This window comes from Salipaludibacillus aurantiacus, from assembly GCF_900111295.1.
In the GTDB taxonomy this organism is placed as follows: Bacteria; Bacillota; Bacilli; order Bacillales; family Salisediminibacteriaceae; genus Salipaludibacillus; species Salipaludibacillus aurantiacus.
In genome coordinates this window covers 87,437-104,574 of record NZ_FOGT01000010.1, presented here as the reverse complement: position 1 = coordinate 104,574, position 17,138 = coordinate 87,437, and the positions used below count along the sequence as shown (strand labels likewise).

Annotated in this window: 18 protein-coding genes; 1 reads left to right on the top strand and 17 read right to left on the bottom strand. The window is 46.0% G+C overall.

Translation table 11 applies throughout. The features are described 5' to 3' along the window. Positions 1-206: 206 nt before the first annotated feature. From BMW59_RS13365 to prfA, 10 genes are all read right to left on the bottom strand, one after another. A complete protein-coding gene (locus tag BMW59_RS13365; protein ID WP_093053056.1) occupies positions 207-1,472 on the bottom strand; it encodes a serine hydroxymethyltransferase in 1,266 nt (421 codons plus the stop codon). Between the two features lie 314 nt (positions 1,473-1,786). Beyond that, positions 1,787-2,359: a TIGR01440 family protein gene (locus BMW59_RS13360; protein ID WP_093053053.1), complete on the bottom strand. Its 573-nt coding sequence runs from the start codon at positions 2,357-2,359 to the stop codon at positions 1,787-1,789. A gap of 247 nt (positions 2,360-2,606) precedes the next feature. Continuing rightward, on the bottom strand, positions 2,607-3,056 hold the full coding sequence (gene rpiB, locus BMW59_RS13355; protein ID WP_093053050.1) for a ribose 5-phosphate isomerase B: 450 nt from the start codon (positions 3,054-3,056) through the stop codon (positions 2,607-2,609). Between the two features lie 156 nt (positions 3,057-3,212). Beyond that, a complete protein-coding gene (locus BMW59_RS13350; RefSeq protein ID WP_177174337.1) occupies positions 3,213-3,875 on the bottom strand; it encodes a low molecular weight protein arginine phosphatase in 663 nt (220 codons plus the stop codon). 178 nt (positions 3,876-4,053) lie between these two features. Next, complete coding sequence (locus BMW59_RS13345) at positions 4,054-4,602, bottom strand: manganese efflux pump MntP (protein WP_245733108.1); 549 nt, start codon at positions 4,600-4,602, stop codon at positions 4,054-4,056. A gap of 68 nt (positions 4,603-4,670) precedes the next feature. Next, the gene (locus BMW59_RS13340; protein ID WP_093053045.1) at positions 4,671-5,723 is read right to left on the bottom strand and encodes an L-threonylcarbamoyladenylate synthase; all 1,053 of its coding nucleotides are present in this window, start codon (positions 5,721-5,723) and stop codon (positions 4,671-4,673) included. 145 nt (positions 5,724-5,868) lie between these two features. Next, positions 5,869-6,324: a GNAT family N-acetyltransferase gene (locus tag BMW59_RS13335; protein WP_093053042.1), complete on the bottom strand. Its 456-nt coding sequence runs from the start codon at positions 6,322-6,324 to the stop codon at positions 5,869-5,871. Between the two features lie 168 nt (positions 6,325-6,492). Continuing rightward, positions 6,493-7,185, bottom strand: a complete 693-nt coding sequence (locus BMW59_RS13330) for a stage II sporulation protein R (protein WP_245733107.1) — start codon at positions 7,183-7,185, stop codon at positions 6,493-6,495. A 150-nt stretch (positions 7,186-7,335) separates the two neighbouring features. Then, positions 7,336-8,226, bottom strand: a complete 891-nt coding sequence (gene prmC / locus BMW59_RS13325; RefSeq protein ID WP_093053039.1) for a peptide chain release factor N(5)-glutamine methyltransferase — start codon at positions 8,224-8,226, stop codon at positions 7,336-7,338. Between the two features lie 6 nt (positions 8,227-8,232). Beyond that, complete coding sequence (prfA, locus tag BMW59_RS13320) at positions 8,233-9,300, bottom strand: peptide chain release factor 1 (RefSeq protein WP_093053036.1); 1,068 nt, start codon at positions 9,298-9,300, stop codon at positions 8,233-8,235. A 202-nt stretch (positions 9,301-9,502) separates the two neighbouring features. On the opposite strand from prfA, the gene BMW59_RS13315 reads away from it, so the two are divergent. Beyond that, positions 9,503-10,831 (top strand): FAD-dependent oxidoreductase, encoded by a 1,329-nt coding sequence (locus tag BMW59_RS13315; RefSeq protein WP_093053033.1) that lies wholly within the window; start codon positions 9,503-9,505, stop codon positions 10,829-10,831. 583 nt (positions 10,832-11,414) lie between these two features. Here BMW59_RS13315 and BMW59_RS13310 read toward each other — a convergent pair. From BMW59_RS13310 to glpX, 7 genes are all read right to left on the bottom strand, one after another. Next, positions 11,415-11,924, bottom strand: a complete 510-nt coding sequence (locus tag BMW59_RS13310) for a hypothetical protein (RefSeq protein ID WP_093053030.1) — start codon at positions 11,922-11,924, stop codon at positions 11,415-11,417. A 64-nt stretch (positions 11,925-11,988) separates the two neighbouring features. Further along, positions 11,989-12,240, bottom strand: a complete 252-nt coding sequence (locus BMW59_RS13305; RefSeq protein ID WP_093053027.1) for a hypothetical protein — start codon at positions 12,238-12,240, stop codon at positions 11,989-11,991. Positions 12,241-12,244: 4 nt separating this feature from the next. After that, positions 12,245-12,382, bottom strand: a complete 138-nt coding sequence (locus BMW59_RS21780) for a hypothetical protein (RefSeq protein WP_177174336.1) — start codon at positions 12,380-12,382, stop codon at positions 12,245-12,247. Positions 12,383-12,943: 561 nt separating this feature from the next. Then, positions 12,944-13,567, bottom strand: a complete 624-nt coding sequence (locus BMW59_RS13300) for a thymidine kinase (RefSeq protein ID WP_093053024.1) — start codon at positions 13,565-13,567, stop codon at positions 12,944-12,946. 372 nt (positions 13,568-13,939) lie between these two features. After that, entirely contained in the window at positions 13,940-14,179 is a 240-nt protein-coding gene (locus tag BMW59_RS13295; RefSeq protein WP_093053021.1) for a type B 50S ribosomal protein L31, read from the bottom strand. 292 nt (positions 14,180-14,471) lie between these two features. Next, on the bottom strand, positions 14,472-15,746 hold the full coding sequence (gene rho / locus BMW59_RS13290; RefSeq protein WP_093053018.1) for a transcription termination factor Rho: 1,275 nt from the start codon (positions 15,744-15,746) through the stop codon (positions 14,472-14,474). Positions 15,747-16,117: 371 nt separating this feature from the next. Further along, complete coding sequence (gene glpX / locus BMW59_RS13285; RefSeq protein WP_093053015.1) at positions 16,118-17,083, bottom strand: class II fructose-bisphosphatase; 966 nt, start codon at positions 17,081-17,083, stop codon at positions 16,118-16,120. Positions 17,084-17,138: the final 55 nt, after the last annotated feature.

Genomic DNA, 17,138 nt, shown 5'->3' with positions numbered 1-17,138 from the left:
TTTACACTCCTATGAAATTCTACATAATATGACTCTTATATTCAAGCTGAAAATTAATCCCAGCCGGCTTTTACCGGCCATTGGACATGAAAGTAGCACCTGCTGAATAGGTGAGCAGGTGCTACTTTCGGCTGCAGTTCAGGTACCTTCCGGACACTTAAGGCCTGTTGTCTGTTGGTTCACCGGCAACTGCGCTAAGCAGCCTTTTATTCGCCTTCGTAAAGAGGGAACTGGCCAGTCAATTTGCTGACCGCTTCTTTAGCCTCTTTTAAAGTCGTCTCATCTTCCGTATTTTTAAGGACACGGGCCATAATTTTCCCTACCTCTTTCAATTCCTCTTCTTTAAAGCCGCGGGAAGTAACAGCCGCTGTACCGATTCTGAGTCCGCTTGTAACAAACGGGCTTTCAGGATCAAACGGAATGGTGTTTTTGTTGGTAGTAATGCCAACTTTATCAAGCGCTTCTTCCGCGATTTTTCCCGTCAGGGAGAGGCTTCTTAAATCAAGAAGAACAAGGTGGTTGTCAGTTCCGCCAGAGACAAGGTCAATGCCTTCTTCTTTTAGCGATTTAGCGAGTGATGCGGCGTTTAATTTAATTTGTTTTGAATACGTGACAAAGTCATCAGACAGGACTTCTCCTAATGCGACAGCTTTTGAAGCAATGACGTGCATCAGCGGGCCGCCCTGGAGTCCCGGGAAAATAGCTTTGTCAATTTTCTTGCCGTATTCTTCTTTGCACAGGATCATACCGCCTCGTGGTCCGCGAAGCGTTTTGTGAGTAGTGGTGGTCACAAAATCGGCATACGGGACAGGATTCTGGTGGTGGCCTGCAGCAATCAGACCGGCAATATGAGCCATATCAACCATCAAATAAGCATCAACTTCATCTGCAATTTCTTTGAATTTGGAAAAATCAATTTCACGAGGGTATGCGCTCGCACCGGCAACGATCATTTTCGGTTTATGCTCCAGCGCCTTTGCACGGACATCCTCGTAATTTATTTTCCCTGTTGCTTTATCTACTCCATAATCAACAAACTGGTACTGTTTACCGCTGAAATTGACCGGGCTGCCGTGGGTGAGATGTCCGCCGTGAGATAAATTCATTCCGAGAACTGTATCTCCCTGGTCTAAAAACGCAAAATAAACTGCCATGTTAGCCTGCGCTCCTGAATGCGGCTGAACATTGACGTGGTCTGCACCGAATATCTTTTTCGCTCGTTCACGGGCGATGTCTTCCACTACATCCACATGTTCGCACCCGCCGTAATAGCGTTTACTTGGATAACCTTCTGCATATTTGTTCGTCAATACCGATCCTTGCGCTTCCATGACTGCTTTTGAAACAAAGTTTTCAGATGCGATTAACTCAATGTTTTCCTGCTGGCGTTTTAACTCTGCGTCCATAGCTGCAAAAACTTCTGCGTCCTGTGTTCTTACGTGACTTAATTCCCGCTTATCAATCGTCGTCATTTGTCGGAACCTCCCTGAACTCATTCCACGCTGATTATAATTAGTAAGTATATACGTGTTATAGTTATCAATCTGCTCTCTATTCTATACGTTTATTCTCCCGTTGTAAAAGGGGTGACGACTTGTCAGACAAATGTATCCGTTACCAATTTAAAAAAATAATGAATTGTCGAAAATTTGTTGGTAATTATACTTGTTTCTGGGTGTTTTTACTGGATGAGGGGTCAGACGTATTTGGCAGAATACAAGAGTAGGGGCTCTTCTTACCCGTCATCAAAAAAGACGCTACCTGTTTTCAGGTAACGCCTGGAGAATTACTTTTGTGAAGGTGGCTGTACAGTATAAACAGCTCTTGCTCCTCCGATAAGTTTTGGACGGGTGCGGGCCAGAGTCAGGTGTGCCTCTCCGATTTGTTTAACAGAGGTGCGGACAGGAACAGCGACTTTTTTCAAATGCATACCGATAAAAGTGTCACCTATATCAATACCGGCGTGCGCTTTCACTTCTTCCACAGTGATCGGGTCTTCCATTTGCCTGTAAACAAACGAGGCCATTGAACCTCCGGCTTTGGCTACAGGGACGGCTGCTACTTCGTCGAGCCTCTCTGCTTCTGCCACTTCCCTTTCTAGAACAATCGCGCGGTTCAAATGTTCACAGCATTGGAAAGCAAGGTTGACACCTGTTTTTCCCTGGAACTGTTTAATTGTATGCCACAGTTCAGCAGCTACCTCTTCAGAACCGGCACTGCCGATATGCCTGCCAATTACCTCACTTGTGCTCGCTCCGATCACGAATAGCTGGCCGGCTTTAAGCTGTGCCGCTTCCTGGAATTCGTCCAAAGCTTTCATCAGATCGGATCCTGTTTGTCCTGCGAATGTCTCTGCCATCAGACACCGCTCCTTCCTTATTTTACAAGTAGCCCTAAGTCCCTCGGTTTTTGAAAAAGAAAAGAAAGATATCTCACCATCTCATCACTGCCGGCGGACGCTTCCCCCCCTGAACGGGGACAAGCGTGGGGGCTTGTCTTCAACTAATTCTGACTCAGCGAGGCATCGTCAGAATGGATTTTCAGACTGCGCTTATCCCATCGGAGTCGCCGCCTTTCGTTCTTCATCAACCTAAATGAAGGATGTATTATCCTTCATTTTTTGTTTCGTATTCTGAAATTTTTCCGATACGGCGCTCATGACGGCCGCCTTCAAATTCAGTTGAAAGCCATATTTTCGCAATTTCCTGAGCCACTCCAGGACCTACAATGCGTTCTCCCATCGCTAACACATTGGAGTCGTTGTGTTCTCTTGTTGCTTTCGCGCTGAATAAATCATGCACAAGGGCACATCGAACACCCTTTACTTTATTAGCGGAGATGGACATGCCGATCCCCGTGCCGCAAATGATAATGCCTCTGTCTGCTTCTCCGGAAGCTACTTTTTCCGCAGCAGGGATGCCGTAATCGGCATAATCTACCGAGTCTGCGCAGTCGCAGCCTACATCTATCACTTCATGGCCTAATTCTTTTACTACTTTAACGATCTCTTCTTTTAACGCGTAACCTGCGTGGTCCGATCCCATTGCAATTTTCATTGTAACGACCTCCTCTATAGTTAAACAGTAAAACGTGGAACAGTTTTTTTCAAGTCATCAGCTCTATGTATCCGGCCGCCGGCGCATAGTTGCCGGCGGTTTTTAAAACCCGGGGGCGGGTGTTTACCATTCTTATTTTCCCTGCTATTTCGCAGATTATTTATTTTGCTCTTCTTTTAAGATTTTCAGAAGTTTTTCAATTGCCTTTTCCATTTCCTGATATAACTCTTCGTATACTTCATGGCCTGACCCGAAAGGATCGGAAATATCAAGAGACGGCATGTCCCATTGCAGACGGTCAATGGCAGCCTGGTGCGGATGCAGCTGGTCCAGCAGCTCTTGTTCCAAATCAGACTGTTTGTTAATTTTTTTATTTTTGTTGTACTTCTCGACCTGGTTGTGGTTTTCAGCTAAGAAAGACGCCCGTTTAAGTTCCAGCTGAGTCATATGATGTTCCAGATCTTTAATCTTCTGCTTGATATCCGGATCGTCAATAATAAACTCTTTTAATGTAAAAACATTGGACACGAGCTCAGGGTACTGTTCTACCACGATCCGTTTATGGTTTTCTGTCATTGTTAACACCACGTCAGCCCAGTTGATTAATTCCTTTGACAGGGAACCTGACTGGTGGCTTTCCATAATTCCCCTTTTCGCGAGCGCGCTTTTCGAGCCTTCAGACATCGGCATACCCTCCATGCCGTGAATGCCTGCTGACCGGGCTTCAAGTTTCTCATCATCTTTTTTGTGTTCAAAAATTGCTTCTGCCATTGGACTTCTGCACGTGTTTCCTGTACATACAAAAAGTATTCTTTCCATTTTATCCACCCTCTGTTTCTTAAATTGCTCTATTTTCCGATAAAAAAACTTGCTTTCAACCAGGCACTGGGCGAAAGCTTTCATTTTCTTATAATTTAATTCCTGAAAACAAGGACGATCTTCCTATTATATATTATCATAAGCTGCCATGATTTAGCATTGTCTGACAAAATAATGGCTAAAAGACTCCTGTAATCATTTTTACCCCGAATGCAATAAGCACCAAACCGCCAATCCACTCGCCGCTTGAGCCTACTAAATGACCTGCCTTTTTTCCGAGAATTAATCCGGCCCAGGTGAAAACGGCGCTGACGATGCCGAAGCTTCCTACAGTCAGCCATGTTTGCGCCCCCAGCATACCGAGACTGAGTCCAGCCGCAAAACTGTCCATGCTGACACTCAGTGAAAAAATAAACAGCCCTATTCCACGTGGCGAGAAAATAGGAGACTCGTCTTTACTAAAGGAAGAAACGATCATCTGCAAGCCAATTATGATCAGGCCGCTTCCTCCTGTAAAAATTGCGATGACGCCTAAATACTGCGAGAGCATCTTGCCTATGACGAGCCCGCACAAAGGCATCAGAATATGAAAAAATCCAACTGAGGTACCGACTGCCGCGATCCGGCGGTAACGCATGCCAAAAAGCCCCAGACCTACAGCTATAGAAAAGGCGTCCATACTTAAAGCGACAGCCATAACAGCAACAGTGATAAGTTCACCAGACACAAAATCACCCCTCGGACCAGCTATTCCAACTTATGCATGTCCGAAGGGGTTTATTATGATTATTTAATCTATTCCTTTTGGCTGATTATTTTTCCGCCGGCTGCTTTCCTGAGACGGTTCATTATAGCACCGCCAAGCTCTGTTTCCGGAAACACCTGGGCGAAAATCACGTCGACTTCATTTTGATTAAAAGCCCGTAAAGAATCATACAGGCGGCGGGCTACAGCAGGCAAGTCGCCTGCAGGCCCCAGCCGGATTTCCTTGTCGGCAGGCACTCCTTCGTACTCATCAGTGATAAGGACACCGACCTTTTTCCCTTCCCTGCGTGCTTCCTCTGCTTTTTCCGCAAAAAAACGCCGGTCGCCGTCTACAAGAATAAGCGGCGCGTGCGGGGCGTAATGAGTATATTTCATCCCGGGCGACACAGGTGCCTGATCCTCTTCCACTAACGCCGGATCAGTCGTCACCGGACCCGCCACTTTCTCCAAATCCTCTTTCGTTATTCCTCCAGGCCGAAGAATAACAATCTCATCGTTCGTACAATCCACAACGGTTGATTCCACCCCTACACCTGTAGGGCCGCCATCAACCACCCCGGCAATCAGGCCATGCAGATCATCTGTCACATGAGCGGCAGTCGTAGGGCTGGGACGTCCTGAACGATTCGCACTCGGAGCTGCCACCGGCAAGCCGGATGCTTTAATTATTGCTGATGCTACGGGATGATCCGGCATTCTCACAGCCACTGTAGGAAGGCCGGCCGTCACTTTTTCCGATAACTCCCCGTTATGCTCTAAAACGATCGTCAACGGCCCCGGCCAAAACGCTTCAATCAGCTTGTCTGCTTGAGAAGAAACAGAACGGACATACCGGCAGAGCTGTTCTTTCTCAGCTATATGCACAATCAACGGATTATCTGAAGGTCTTCCTTTCGCTTGAAAAATCAAGTCGATCGCTTCATCCGATTCAGCATTCCCGCCCAGCCCGTATACGGTTTCGGTAGGAAATGCGACCACTTTATTCTGCTTTATAAACCCGGCTGCTTCTTGAATCTGTGGGGACGCTTCCAGGTTACCCACAGATTTATCCACAACCCAGTGTCGAGTATGTTGATATGTCATAAACGTGCCTCCTTGCTCTTCATTATTTTGCTTATCATTTGATCGTATGTCAATAGCAAAGAGCCCGGCAGGCACCAAAAAAATAAGTTATCCACATGAATTGGTGGATAACTTAAGTTGTATTGTTTATAACTTGTGGGTAAGACTACTTTTTATCCACAGGTTTCGAAGTTTTATACACAGGAAGGCCATTTTCCAAGTGTGTGTAGATTTCCGGAACTACTGTGATTTCCACAGGCAGGTCCTCTTTCTCCACTTTTTTAAAGCCGAGATTTTCCATCATCTCTCCTGCTTCTTTAACCATCATATAGATTTCTTCGTTATTTTTCTCCCAGGCGTATTGCACCGCAGTCTCCAGCATTTTTAATACAAAACTCGCTCCTACTTTTTCAGAATCAATGACGAGTGCCCTGATCAGACTTGATGTGTCTGTTACAGGCTGAAGAGCGGCTGTGGCTGCAATCGCCCCCTGTCCATCTTCAGCTACTATAAACTGTTTCCAGTCCAGGGGGACTGCCCCCAGCTGTACACCTGCTTTACTAATAAAGTGCTGAATCAACAGCACGTCCTCTTCCACTGCTTCACGAATAGCAACGCTCATTGAGATCCCTTCTTTCATAGCACATTTAATAGAAATCAAAAGCAATTCTATCAGCTTGTACTATATCGTATTCATAGAAAGCAGGAATATGATTGCTATTTTAATAGAAAAGAAATTCAGATGTTTGTGGAAAAGTCACCGAACCTGTGGATAAGTTGTGCATAAATTTTAAGCGGATGTTATTTTTCCCCACAAGCTCTGTACGACTTCAACGACGAAGAATGAGACTTCCACTTCTTCTTCACTCTCCGGAACGTCAGTGTTTTCACTCTCAGCACTTTCTTTGGAATCACCCATATCGACAAAGCAGAGTGGTGGAAAAAGCACACACCACCAGTTGTCCCCAAGCCCATCACCAATTTCAACAAAAACCGCTTCATATTCCCCTGCAGGATAAATACGTTTCCCATATTGTTTCGTTGGAAAGTCTACCCCTTCCTTAAGTGACACGTTAAACGGGGTGGACACATTCATTTTATCCAGTTCGTTCTGGATAACGGTTTGAAGTTCAGGCATTCGGTTTTCAATTTCTGCCCGTGCTTGTTTCAGATCCTCAAAATCCGAAGTCCACGTACTGACATGCCTGTTCACTTCATTACGAATATTTAATTTAAGCTGCTGGTCAGCCGGTGAATTGCTGTTCGATTTAATTCTTAGCCGGATGGACTCTTCAGGAATATAATCCTCTTTTCCGTCCGCCCAGTTATAGCTGGTTAATGGCGTTGAATGCGCCTGATAAGCCGGATAAAAGAAATGAGCCTCCCATGACATAAGGAACATAGATAATATAAATATAAAGTATAATGGCATTTTGGCATTTTTCTTGTATTCTTTGAAAATATGTTTAACTTTTTCCCACATGTTTCGTTCCCTCCCTCTTATGTTCCCTAGTCTTGGCGGAGAGGAAAAAAAATAAACATAAGAGTGTCCGACATTTTCAGACAATGGAAAAAAAAGGCGGGTCTGACCCCCCAGTTTCTGGGGGGGCAGACCCGCAAAAAAATCCCATATTTACCATACTTCAGCCAGAACGATCCGTTCGTTTTGGTTGATGTCTCGGATCACCTGAATGGTTGCCGTTTGAGGGAGTTCTTTTTTCAAAAGGTTGCTGACAGCTTCACCTTGGTCGTGCCCGATTTCAAAAGCGACGATACCCGGCGTTTTTAATACAGCCGGCACTTGTTTAAGGAGGCGTCTGTATATATCCAGACCGTCCTCCCCTGCAAACAGGGCGTTTTCAGGCTCGTGTCCGGTGACATTCTCTTTCATGCTGCTTCTGTCTCTTTCGGGAATATAGGGAGGATTGGACAGAATGACCTCTGCTTTGATGCCTGACTCAATAAACGGAGTCAGAAGATCCCCTTCTAAGAAATCAACCCGGGCTCCGAGCCGTGCGGCATTCTTTTTCGCGACCGTGAGAGCTCTCGAGCTGATATCGGACGCGAGGACATGGGCTGTACCCAATTCAAGCGCCATCGTCGCAGCAATAATTCCGCTTCCTGTTCCGACATCAATAATGGCAGGCGTTTCTTCTCTGTTTTTCCAGAAAATATCTTTACGGCTGTTCAACATGCCCAACACCCGCTCAACCAGTTCTTCAGTCTCAGGCCGTGGAATGAGTACATCCGGCCCCACCTTAAATGAACGCCCGTAAAACACTTCTTCCCCTGTCAGATGCTGCACAGGCGTCCCAGTGGCTGCTTCCCTTACATCTGCTTCAAACCGGTTAAGCACTTCTGTTTCTATCACGGTCCGCAGTTCGGTCAGCATGCGTGTCCGGCTCCATCCTGTATGATGCATGAGAAGCCGGCGGGCAATCTCTTCTTCGTAGTCATGACTCTGTAAAAAAGACGAAGCCCAATTGAGGGCTTCGTACACTTTTTTTCCTTCATTCGCATTCATAGACAATTACTCCGCATTTTCCATCATTTTGGATTGTTCTTCAACGATCAGCGCATCGACAATTTCATCCAGCTTGCCTTCAAGAATCTGATCAAGCTTTTGCAGAGTCAGACCGATCCGGTGGTCGGTAACCCGGCTCTGCGGGAAGTTATAAGTGCGGATCCTCTCAGAACGATCCCCTGTCCCTACGGCAGATTTACGGTGCTCATCGTATTCGGCCTGGGCTTCTTTCTGGAATTTATCATATATCCTCGCCCGTAAAACTTTCATCGCTTTATCTTTATTCTTAATTTGCGATTTTTCATCCTGGCACGAAACCACAATTCCTGTCGGCTCGTGAGTCAGGCGTACGGCTGACATGGTGGTGTTAACACTTTGCCCTCCTGGCCCGCTCGCTGCAAAAGTATCCACACGGATATCTTTTTCGTGGATATCCACTTCCACGTCTTCCGCTTCGGCAAGTACTGCCACTGTGGCGGTAGACGTATGAATACGGCCGCCGGATTCCGTTGACGGCACACGCTGGACGCGGTGCGCACCGTTTTCATATTTCATTCTGGAGTAAGCACCTTTTCCGTTAATCATAAAAATGACTTCTTTAAAGCCGCCTATTCCGGTTTCATTCGATTCGATGACCTCTGTTTTCCATCCTTGCGAATCGGCATAGCGGGAATACATTCTGAACAGATCACCCGCGAAAAGAGCTGCTTCGTCTCCACCAGCCGCTCCCCGCACTTCAACGATGACGTTTTTGTCATCATTTGGATCTTTAGGAAGAAGAAGAAGTCTTAATTTTTCTTCCAGATCCGGCATCTGTTCCTCCAGTTCATCAAGTTCCATCTTGGCCATTTCACGCATCTCATCATCCAGGTTGTCGTTCAGCATTTCTTTTGTATCGTCAATCTGGCTTTTAATCTCTTTGTATTTCCTGTAAGTTTCCACAGTTTCCTGAATATCGGACTGCTCTTTGGAATATTCACGCAGTTTATTCGTGTCGCTGATGACATCGGGATCCATCAGTAATTCATTCAGTTTTTCATATCGGTCTTCAACTGCTTGCAGGCGGTCAAACACATTCTTCACCTCATTTTAATGACTATTTTAGTCCTTCTATAGTATAGAACCTATAGGTTGTAAAATCAATTGCTTATTGCCGCGGCGTTATTTTTGCAATAAAAAGAGCTTTTATTATACCCCATTAAGTATACGTTTGGTAAACTGTTAATAGTGGAATACTTTTAAACAGATACTATTTTTCACAGAGGAGGAGTAACTAATGAATGTGGTGATTATTGGCGGCGACGCAGCTGGCATGAGTGCAGCGATGCAGATTGTAAGGGCTCAGCCTGACTGGAAGATTACAGTACTCGAAAAAGGGGCTATTTATTCCTATGCCCAGTGCGGACTCCCTTATTACATAGGAGGCGTTGTCCAGGACAGCAATGATCTGATCGCCCGGAAAAGGGAAGTCTTTGAAGAAAAGCACGGAATTGACGCCAGAATTTATCACGAAGTTACAGAAGTGGATCCTGAAGAACAAGTCGTGAAGGGAACTGTGACGGATAAAAATGAGCCATTTGAAGTCCCTTACGATAAACTGCTGGTGGCAGCCGGCGCTTCACCTGTTATGCCTCCATTTGACGGAAATGAGCTGGAGGGCATCCATGTACTTAAAACTATTCCGGACGCCCGGAAAATAGTAGAGGATATGAAAGAAGACGTCTTAAATGTCACGATTGTCGGGGGCGGATACATCGGCCTTGAAGTAGCGGAAAACCTTGTAGAACGAGGACGAAAAGTACGTCTGATCGACCTTGCCGACCGGCTCGGATCAGCCTATGACCCTGAGATCAGCGAAAAAATCCAGGCCGAAGCTGAAAGAAACGGAATAGAAGTTATCCTTGGCGAATCAGTTAAAGCATTCGAGGGTGAAAACCGGGTGGAACGTGTCGTTACCGACCAGGGTGAGTACCTTGCAGACATGGTCGTCGTAGCTATCGGCGTAAAACCTAATTCCGGTTTTATGAAAAACACAGGGGTTCACTTACATGATTCCGGGGCCATCCTGGTAAACCCTTACATGGAAACAAGTGTGAAAAACATTTATGCGGCCGGCGACTGCGCCACCCAGTATAACCGGATTAAAGAAAAAGATGACTACGTCCCTCTCGGCACCCACGCCAATAAACAGGGCCGGATTGCCGGGTCAAACATTGCAGGTCAAACAAAAACGTTCAAGGGAATGGTCGGCACCTCAGTCGTCAAATTCTTCAACATCACGATCGGAAAAACGGGGATCGGTGAAGAAGAAGCGAAAGAACTGGGAATAAACTATAAAGCGATCGGCTACGATACGGCTCCTTATTCCCATTACTACCCGGGAAGCGACGCCATTTTCATCCGGATGCTTAAGCATAAAGAAACCGACCAGCTGCTCGGCGTGCAAGCTGTCGGAAACACCGGCATCGATAAGCGTATTGATGTCGCAGCTACGGCTCTCTATCATCGAATGACGACCGAAGATATGGAAAATCTCGATATCGGCTACGCGCCTCCTTACAACTCCCCATGGGATCCTCTCCAGCAGGGCGCCCGGCGGATTTAATCTTTTGTCCGACCTGGGGCAGCATAGAGGGGGACGAAAAATATAAGTGCGGTCAAGAGCATGATTGTCAGGCTCTTGACCGCACTTTTTTTCGGCTGGGGGTGCGCGTTTGGGGACGGAGGTTGGGAAGTGCGGGTGGATCGGGCGGGTCTGATGGTGTGGACGGGTGGGACGAGCAAGTGGGACGGGTGGGTGTTACTTAACTGTTACCGGTGTAGCACCTACGTATCACCCACGTATCACCTGCCTACCTGCACCTCGCGTTTACTTCCGTATCCTTCCATTTGCTCCCTGCTACATTGGTGGGTGTTACTTAACTGTTACCGGTGTAGCACCTACGTATCACCCACGTATCACCTGCCTACCTGCACCTCGCGTTTACTTCCGTATCCTTCCATTTGCTCCCTGCTACATTGGTGGGTGTTACTTAACTGTTACCGGTGTAGCACCTACGTATCACCCACGTATCACCTGCCTACCTGCACCTCGCGTTTACTTCCGTATCCTTCCATTTGCTCCCTGCTACATTGGTGGGTGTTACTTAACTGTTACCGGTGTAGCACCTACGTATCACCCACCATGCTTAAGCTTCCATAAATTTGTTTATGATAACCTTATAGTCATAGCGCGGATTAACTTCTTTTAATCTTTTTTCAATATCAGCTAATATTTGGCTTTCCTGCTCTTTTGATGAGGCTCCGTGCTGATCTTCCAGCATAACGTTCACCCACGCGTTTCCGCCTATTAAAATAACCATACCTGGGGTCACCCCTGGCATATCATATATTGCGGTTTCAATCTTATCCTGGTCATCAGCTTCGGTTTGGCGCGGAGTATCCAGCGACCGGAAACTTTTCCCTGTTACGTTTGATTCTGTCTTAGGGTCATAAGGCTCTTCTTGACGGTTAATGGATTCGTAATTAACCGGGCCTGGCCCAAACAGGCTTCTCCCCCAGTCTTTTCTTTGGAAGAGGGTTTCTTCCTGATACAGCCCTTGTGCTTCTCCATCCATTTCCGGAGGATTTGGCCCGTTACATCCAGACAGCATAAGAGTAATCAAAAGCGTGTAAAGTAATATATTTTTCTGTTTCATAACCTCACCACCTTATACATATAGCTTTAGGTTTTCCGTAAGGGTATGATTCCATACAGTACTTTTATTTTCTCTTAAGTTCGAGGTATACATGGGTGAATGCTTCCTCTGTTGTACTTACCTTTTCAAACACTTTTTTTACCTTCTTACAGCTCCCTTTTTCTCTCTGTTTCGTCCTGATACGTTTGTTGGTGCTACCACCGTTGCACCTACCTCTCAAAGCCCTCTTTTTCCTTCTTACAGCTCCCTTTTTCTCTCTGTTTCGTCCTGATACGTTTGTTGGTGCTACACTCGTTGCACCTACCTTGCCAAACACTCTTTTACCTCTTTCCAGCTCTCTTTTCCTTTTGTTTTCGTCCTGATACGTTTGTTGGTGCTACCATTGTTGCACTTACCTTTTCAAACACTCTTTTACCTCTTTCCAGCTCTCTTTTCCTTTTGTTTTCGTCCTGATACATGTGTTGGTGCTACCACCGTTGCACCTACCTTTTCAAACACTCTTTTACCTCTTTCCAGCTCTCTTTTCCTTTTGTTTTTGTCCTGATACGTTTGTTGGTGCTACCACCGTTGCACCTACCTTTTCAAACACTTTTTTACCTCTTTCCAGCTCTCTTTTCCTTCTGGTTTCGTCCTGATACGTTTGTTGGTGCTACACTCGTTGCACCTACCTCTCAAAGCCTCTTTTACCTCCTTACAGCTCCCTTTTTCTCCCTGTTTCGTCCTGATACATGTGTAGGTGCTACCACCGTTGCACCTACCTTTTCAAACACTCTTTTACCTCTTTCCAGCTCTCTTTTCCTTTTGTTTTTGTCCTGATACGTTTGTTGGTGCTCCTGCGCCGCTTCGGCTTGCTCGTCGCAGGTGAAGAATGCTCCTGCGCCGCTTCGGCTTGCTCGTCGCAGGTGATGAGTGCTACCACCGTTGCACCCTACCTCTAACCAACCACTAACAAGCTTCCTTTCAGTTTTTTTGCAAAAAAAAGCCCTGCAGCAGTTTTGCTGAGGGATGAAGGTGTTGTTTTAGTTGTTTGTGGTGTAGGTGCGGCATTTAGTGTTTTCCAGCTGGGGTTTGCCCGGTACTTCATGGCAGTGGCGGCAGCGTGGTTCGTATGATTCTGAAGCGCCTACGAGAATAATCGGATCGTCGTAGGATGCGGGTTTGCCGTCGATCAGGCGCTGTGTTCTACTTGCCGGTGATCCGCAGGATAAGCAGATTGCCTGCAATTTAGTGACTGTTTCAGCTAAAGACATAAGGACAGGGACATGACCGAAGGGTTCGCCGCGGAAATCCTGATCAAGTCCGGCTACGATCACGCGAATACCGTCATCAGCTAAATACTGAACGATTTCAATGACGTTTTCGTCAAAAAATTGTACTTCGTCGATCGCTACCACTTGTGTGTCTTTTTCCAGCCTGTTCAGAATATCTGCCGATTCCTGAATCGGCTGTGCGTAAATTTTGGTGCCGTTGTGGGATACGACTTCCTTCTCACTGTAGCGGTTATCCATTTGTGGTTTGAAGACCTGGATTTTTTGACGGCCGAAACTGGATCTGCGCACACGGCGGATTAACTCTTCTGATTTTCCCGAAAACATGCTTCCGCAGACAACTTCCAGCCAGCCTTCTCTCCTAGTTAAATGCATATTCGACTCTCCCGTTCCTTTTCGTTCTTTGAGGCCTATAAAGCCCCCTGAATATAGGTGGTATGTAAAAAATTTTAATTAGTATAGTGAATGACGACTCTTCTATTATAGTGCTTCATTGTTTAACAAAACAATGGATATTTTCGAAATTAGGCGGTTCTTTTATTATTTGAATGAAGGGCTTTTTTAAATCTTTGAGGGACATGAGTGTGGTTTTTTCGACATTTGATTACATTTTCCCCTGATCGTTTTGTTTAAAACCGGCTAATTATTATTTTACCAGTAAATGGGGGGACAGACCCCCCATTTATTGGTAATAAAAAAACAGGCAAGAGCAATCCTTGCCTGTTTTGATCATTTTGCGGCTGTTGATTACATACCGTATTTTTTCTTGAAGCGGTCCACACGTCCACCTGCATCGGCAAACTTCTGTTTACCTGTGTAGAATGGGTGGGAATCCGAACTTACTTCCACAGTGATTAATGGGTATGTTTCGCCCTCAAATTCAACTGTGTCATTTGAATAACGAGTTGATCCTGTCAAGAACATGAAACCTGTGCTTGTATCCTTGAAGACAACTTTACGATAATTCGGGTGAATTCCTTCTCTCATGCTTTTCATCTCCTTCCGCCCTGAATCTTTCGAAACAGAGTAACGATTCAAGTCCTATTAGACCTTTTTCACACATGACGAAATTATATCAACTGGAAGCTAAGATTGCAATAGCCTGGTTGCAAAAAATAATTAGAGCTCTGCGGCCGGAACTCCGGCTCCATAAAAGCTCCCAAAACAACGACATCGGCTGGCACCGTTTCAAGAGTGAGGGCCAAAACTATCTGCCTGCCTGGCTTATCAGGCAGCCAGTACTCCGGGCTCCCTCATCCCTTAAAAAGAATCGGCACATTTAGTTCCGGCTTCTGGAAGTACCGGATTTTTCGCGTTCAAATGACTCGAAAAATTCTTCGTTTGTTTTCGTGCTTCGGACTTTCTTAAGGAAACGTTCCAGGAAGTCAGGCTGGTCGTTCATTGTTTTTCTGATCGCCCAGAGATTTTCAATCTGGTTTTTAGGCAATAGCAGTTCCTCGCGGCGCGTGCTGGAACGGCGAATATCGATGGCCGGATAAATGCGGCGCTCTGCCAGCTTGCGGTCAAGATGAAGTTCCATATTACCAGTTCCTTTGAATTCCTCATAGATCACGTCGTCCATGCGGGAACCTGTTTCTACGAGAGCGGTAGCAAGAATGGTCAGGCTGCCACCTTCTTCAATGTTACGGGCCGCTCCGAAGAAGCGTTTCGGCCGGTGGAAACTGGCCGGGTCAATCCCCCCTGAAAGCGTCCGGCCGCTCGGCGGAATAACCAGGTTGTAAGCACGGGCGAGTCTTGTAATACTGTCCATAAGGATGACCACGTCTTTTTTCGCTTCTACGAGACGCATAGCCCTTTCAAGAACAAGCTCGGCTACTTTAATATGATTTTCAGGTACTTCATCAAATGTAGAGCTGACAACTTCCCCATCAACCGAGCGCTCCATATCCGTTACTTCTTCAGGCCGCTCGTCGATAAGAAGCACCATCAGTTCCACGTCCGGGTGGTTGACAGCGATGCTGTTGGCTACCTCTTTCAGTAACAGTGTTTTACCCGCTTTAGGAGGGGCAACGATCAGTCCGCGCTGGCCGAAGCCTACAGGCGAGATCATATCAAGCACACGGGACGCCACCATTTTCGGCTGGTATTCCAGCGTTAATTTATTATCCGGATATAAAGGCGTCAACTGAGGAAAATGAGGGCGCTCACTTGCTTTATCAGGGTCTTCCCCGTTTACTGCGGCTACCTGCAGCAAGCCGTAATAACGTTCGTTTTCTTTAGGTTTACGAACTTTACCCGAGACTGTGTCCCCGTTTCTCAGCTGGAAACGTCGGATCTGTGAGGCGGAGATATAAATATCCTGTGAGCTGGGCTTATACGTATTAGAACGTAAAAATCCAAACCCTTCTGAACTGATAATTTCCAGAATGCCTTCCATAAACATTAAATCTTCATTTTCAGCCTGTTTTTTAAAAATGGCAAACATTAATTCTTTCTTCGTCAATTGGCTGTAATACTGTACTTTATGTTCTTTAGCCAATTCGTATAATTCTTTGAGCTTCATATGCTCCATTTGTTTCAATGTCACGCCCATGCGTTTCATCACACCTTTTTCTGAATCTTTTCCATAACAGCTTATCTGAGTGAAACAGAAGCTTCCGGAAAGTAGACCTGTCCCTGAAGGCAGGCAGTTATATTTAAAAAAGTTATCTTCTCATATATGAAATCAAACGATGTGTCAATCAAACTGGAATGAAGGATGATTTTAATACCAAGAAGTTGTTGGCAGAAGTATCGTGAGGCAAAGAAAGGGTTATTTGAAATGGTAAGCTCACGGCAAATTTCAAATACAGAGAAGCACCGGATTTTCACTCTTAATCTAAGCATATTTTTCTGTGTAAAACAAGGGGGACGACCTTCCTACACTCTTCCGCCCTCCGGATGGAGAGCTGAGGGAAAGGCCCCTCAGCGGATAACGAGATCCGGTTTTTTTGTAAGTGAGTGTTTACCGTCAATGAATCGGACAGTTCCTGATTTGGCTCTCATAACGAGAGACTGAGTCGTTCCTTTTGAACCTTTATACTGCACGCCTTTAAGAAGTTCACCGTCAGTTACCCCTGTGGCGGCAAAAATTGCATCATCTCCTGTGACAAGATCGTTCATATAAAGGACACGGTCTACATCTTCAATTCCCATCTTTTTACAACGAGCCAGTTCTTCCTCATTTTGAGGAAGAAGTTTACCCTGGATTTCTCCACCGAGGCATTTCAGACCGATCGCCGCAAGGACACCTTCAGGAGCTCCGCCTGAACCGAGAAGCATATCTACACCGGTGTCTTCAAACGCTGTATTAATCGCGGCTGCTACATCTCCGTCGCCCATCAGTTTAATACGGGCACCCGCTGCACGGACTTCTTCAATGATGCGTTTGTGGCGTTCACGGCGAAGGATCGCGACCACAACATCTTCAACATCTTTATTCTTTGCTTTAGCAACAGCGGCCAGATTCTCGGCTACAGGTGCGTTAATATCAATTTTTCCTACCGCTTCAGGGCCCACGGCAATTTTGTCCATATACATGTCAGGTGCATGAAGTAAATGGCCTTTATCAGCTACTCCAAGTACCGCTAAAGCATTCCATTCCCCATTGGCTACAATATTTGTTCCTTCAAGCGGGTCAACAGCTACATCCACGCGGGGACCGAAGCCGTTCCCAAGCCTTTCTCCTATATAGAGCATAGGCGCTTCATCCATTTCCCCTTCACCAATGACGACAGTTCCTTTCATCGGAATTGTATCAAACACATCCCGCATGGCTTCAGTGGCGGCTTGGTCAGCCTCCTCTTTCCTGCCTTTTCCCATCCATCTTGCTGAGGCAAGGGCCGCTGCTTCTGTCACCCTTACCAGCTCCATTGACAAGCTCCGTTCCATTTCATTTCCTCCCCTTTGTTTTAAAAAATAAAACATATCGTTAAATATAGAAATT

Bases quoted from the DNA above. Each gene is read 5' to 3' on its own strand.
- BMW59_RS13350 (WP_177174337.1), bottom strand. From the start codon at position 3,875: ATGGAAAGAATACTTTTTGTATGTACAGGAAACACGTGCAGAAGTCCA.
- BMW59_RS13315 (WP_093053033.1), top strand. From the start codon at position 9,503: ATGAATGTGGTGATTATTGGCGGCGACGCAGCTGGCATGAGTGCAGCG.
- rpiB (WP_093053050.1), bottom strand. From the start codon at position 3,056: ATGAAAATTGCAATGGGATCGGACCACGCAGGTTACGCGTTAAAAGAA.
- glpX (WP_093053015.1), bottom strand. From the start codon at position 17,083: ATGGAACGGAGCTTGTCAATGGAGCTGGTAAGGGTGACAGAAGCAGCG.
- BMW59_RS13340 (WP_093053045.1), bottom strand. From the start codon at position 5,723: ATGACATATCAACATACTCGACACTGGGTTGTGGATAAATCTGTGGGT.
- BMW59_RS13295 (WP_093053021.1), bottom strand. From the start codon at position 14,179: ATGAGAGAAGGAATTCACCCGAATTATCGTAAAGTTGTCTTCAAGGAT.
- BMW59_RS13365 (WP_093053056.1), bottom strand. From the start codon at position 1,472: ATGACGACGATTGATAAGCGGGAATTAAGTCACGTAAGAACACAGGAC.
- BMW59_RS13360 (WP_093053053.1), bottom strand. From the start codon at position 2,359: ATGGCAGAGACATTCGCAGGACAAACAGGATCCGATCTGATGAAAGCT.
- BMW59_RS13330 (WP_245733107.1), bottom strand. From the start codon at position 7,185: ATGTGGGAAAAAGTTAAACATATTTTCAAAGAATACAAGAAAAATGCC.
- BMW59_RS21780 (WP_177174336.1), bottom strand. From the start codon at position 12,382: ATGTATCAGGACGAAAACAAAAGGAAAAGAGAGCTGGAAAGAGGTAAA.
- prmC (WP_093053039.1), bottom strand. From the start codon at position 8,226: ATGAATGCGAATGAAGGAAAAAAAGTGTACGAAGCCCTCAATTGGGCT.
- BMW59_RS13300 (WP_093053024.1), bottom strand. From the start codon at position 13,567: ATGCATTTAACTAGGAGAGAAGGCTGGCTGGAAGTTGTCTGCGGAAGC.
- BMW59_RS13335 (WP_093053042.1), bottom strand. From the start codon at position 6,324: ATGAGCGTTGCTATTCGTGAAGCAGTGGAAGAGGACGTGCTGTTGATT.
- rho (WP_093053018.1), bottom strand. From the start codon at position 15,746: ATGGGCGTGACATTGAAACAAATGGAGCATATGAAGCTCAAAGAATTA.
- BMW59_RS13310 (WP_093053030.1), bottom strand. From the start codon at position 11,924: ATGAAACAGAAAAATATATTACTTTACACGCTTTTGATTACTCTTATG.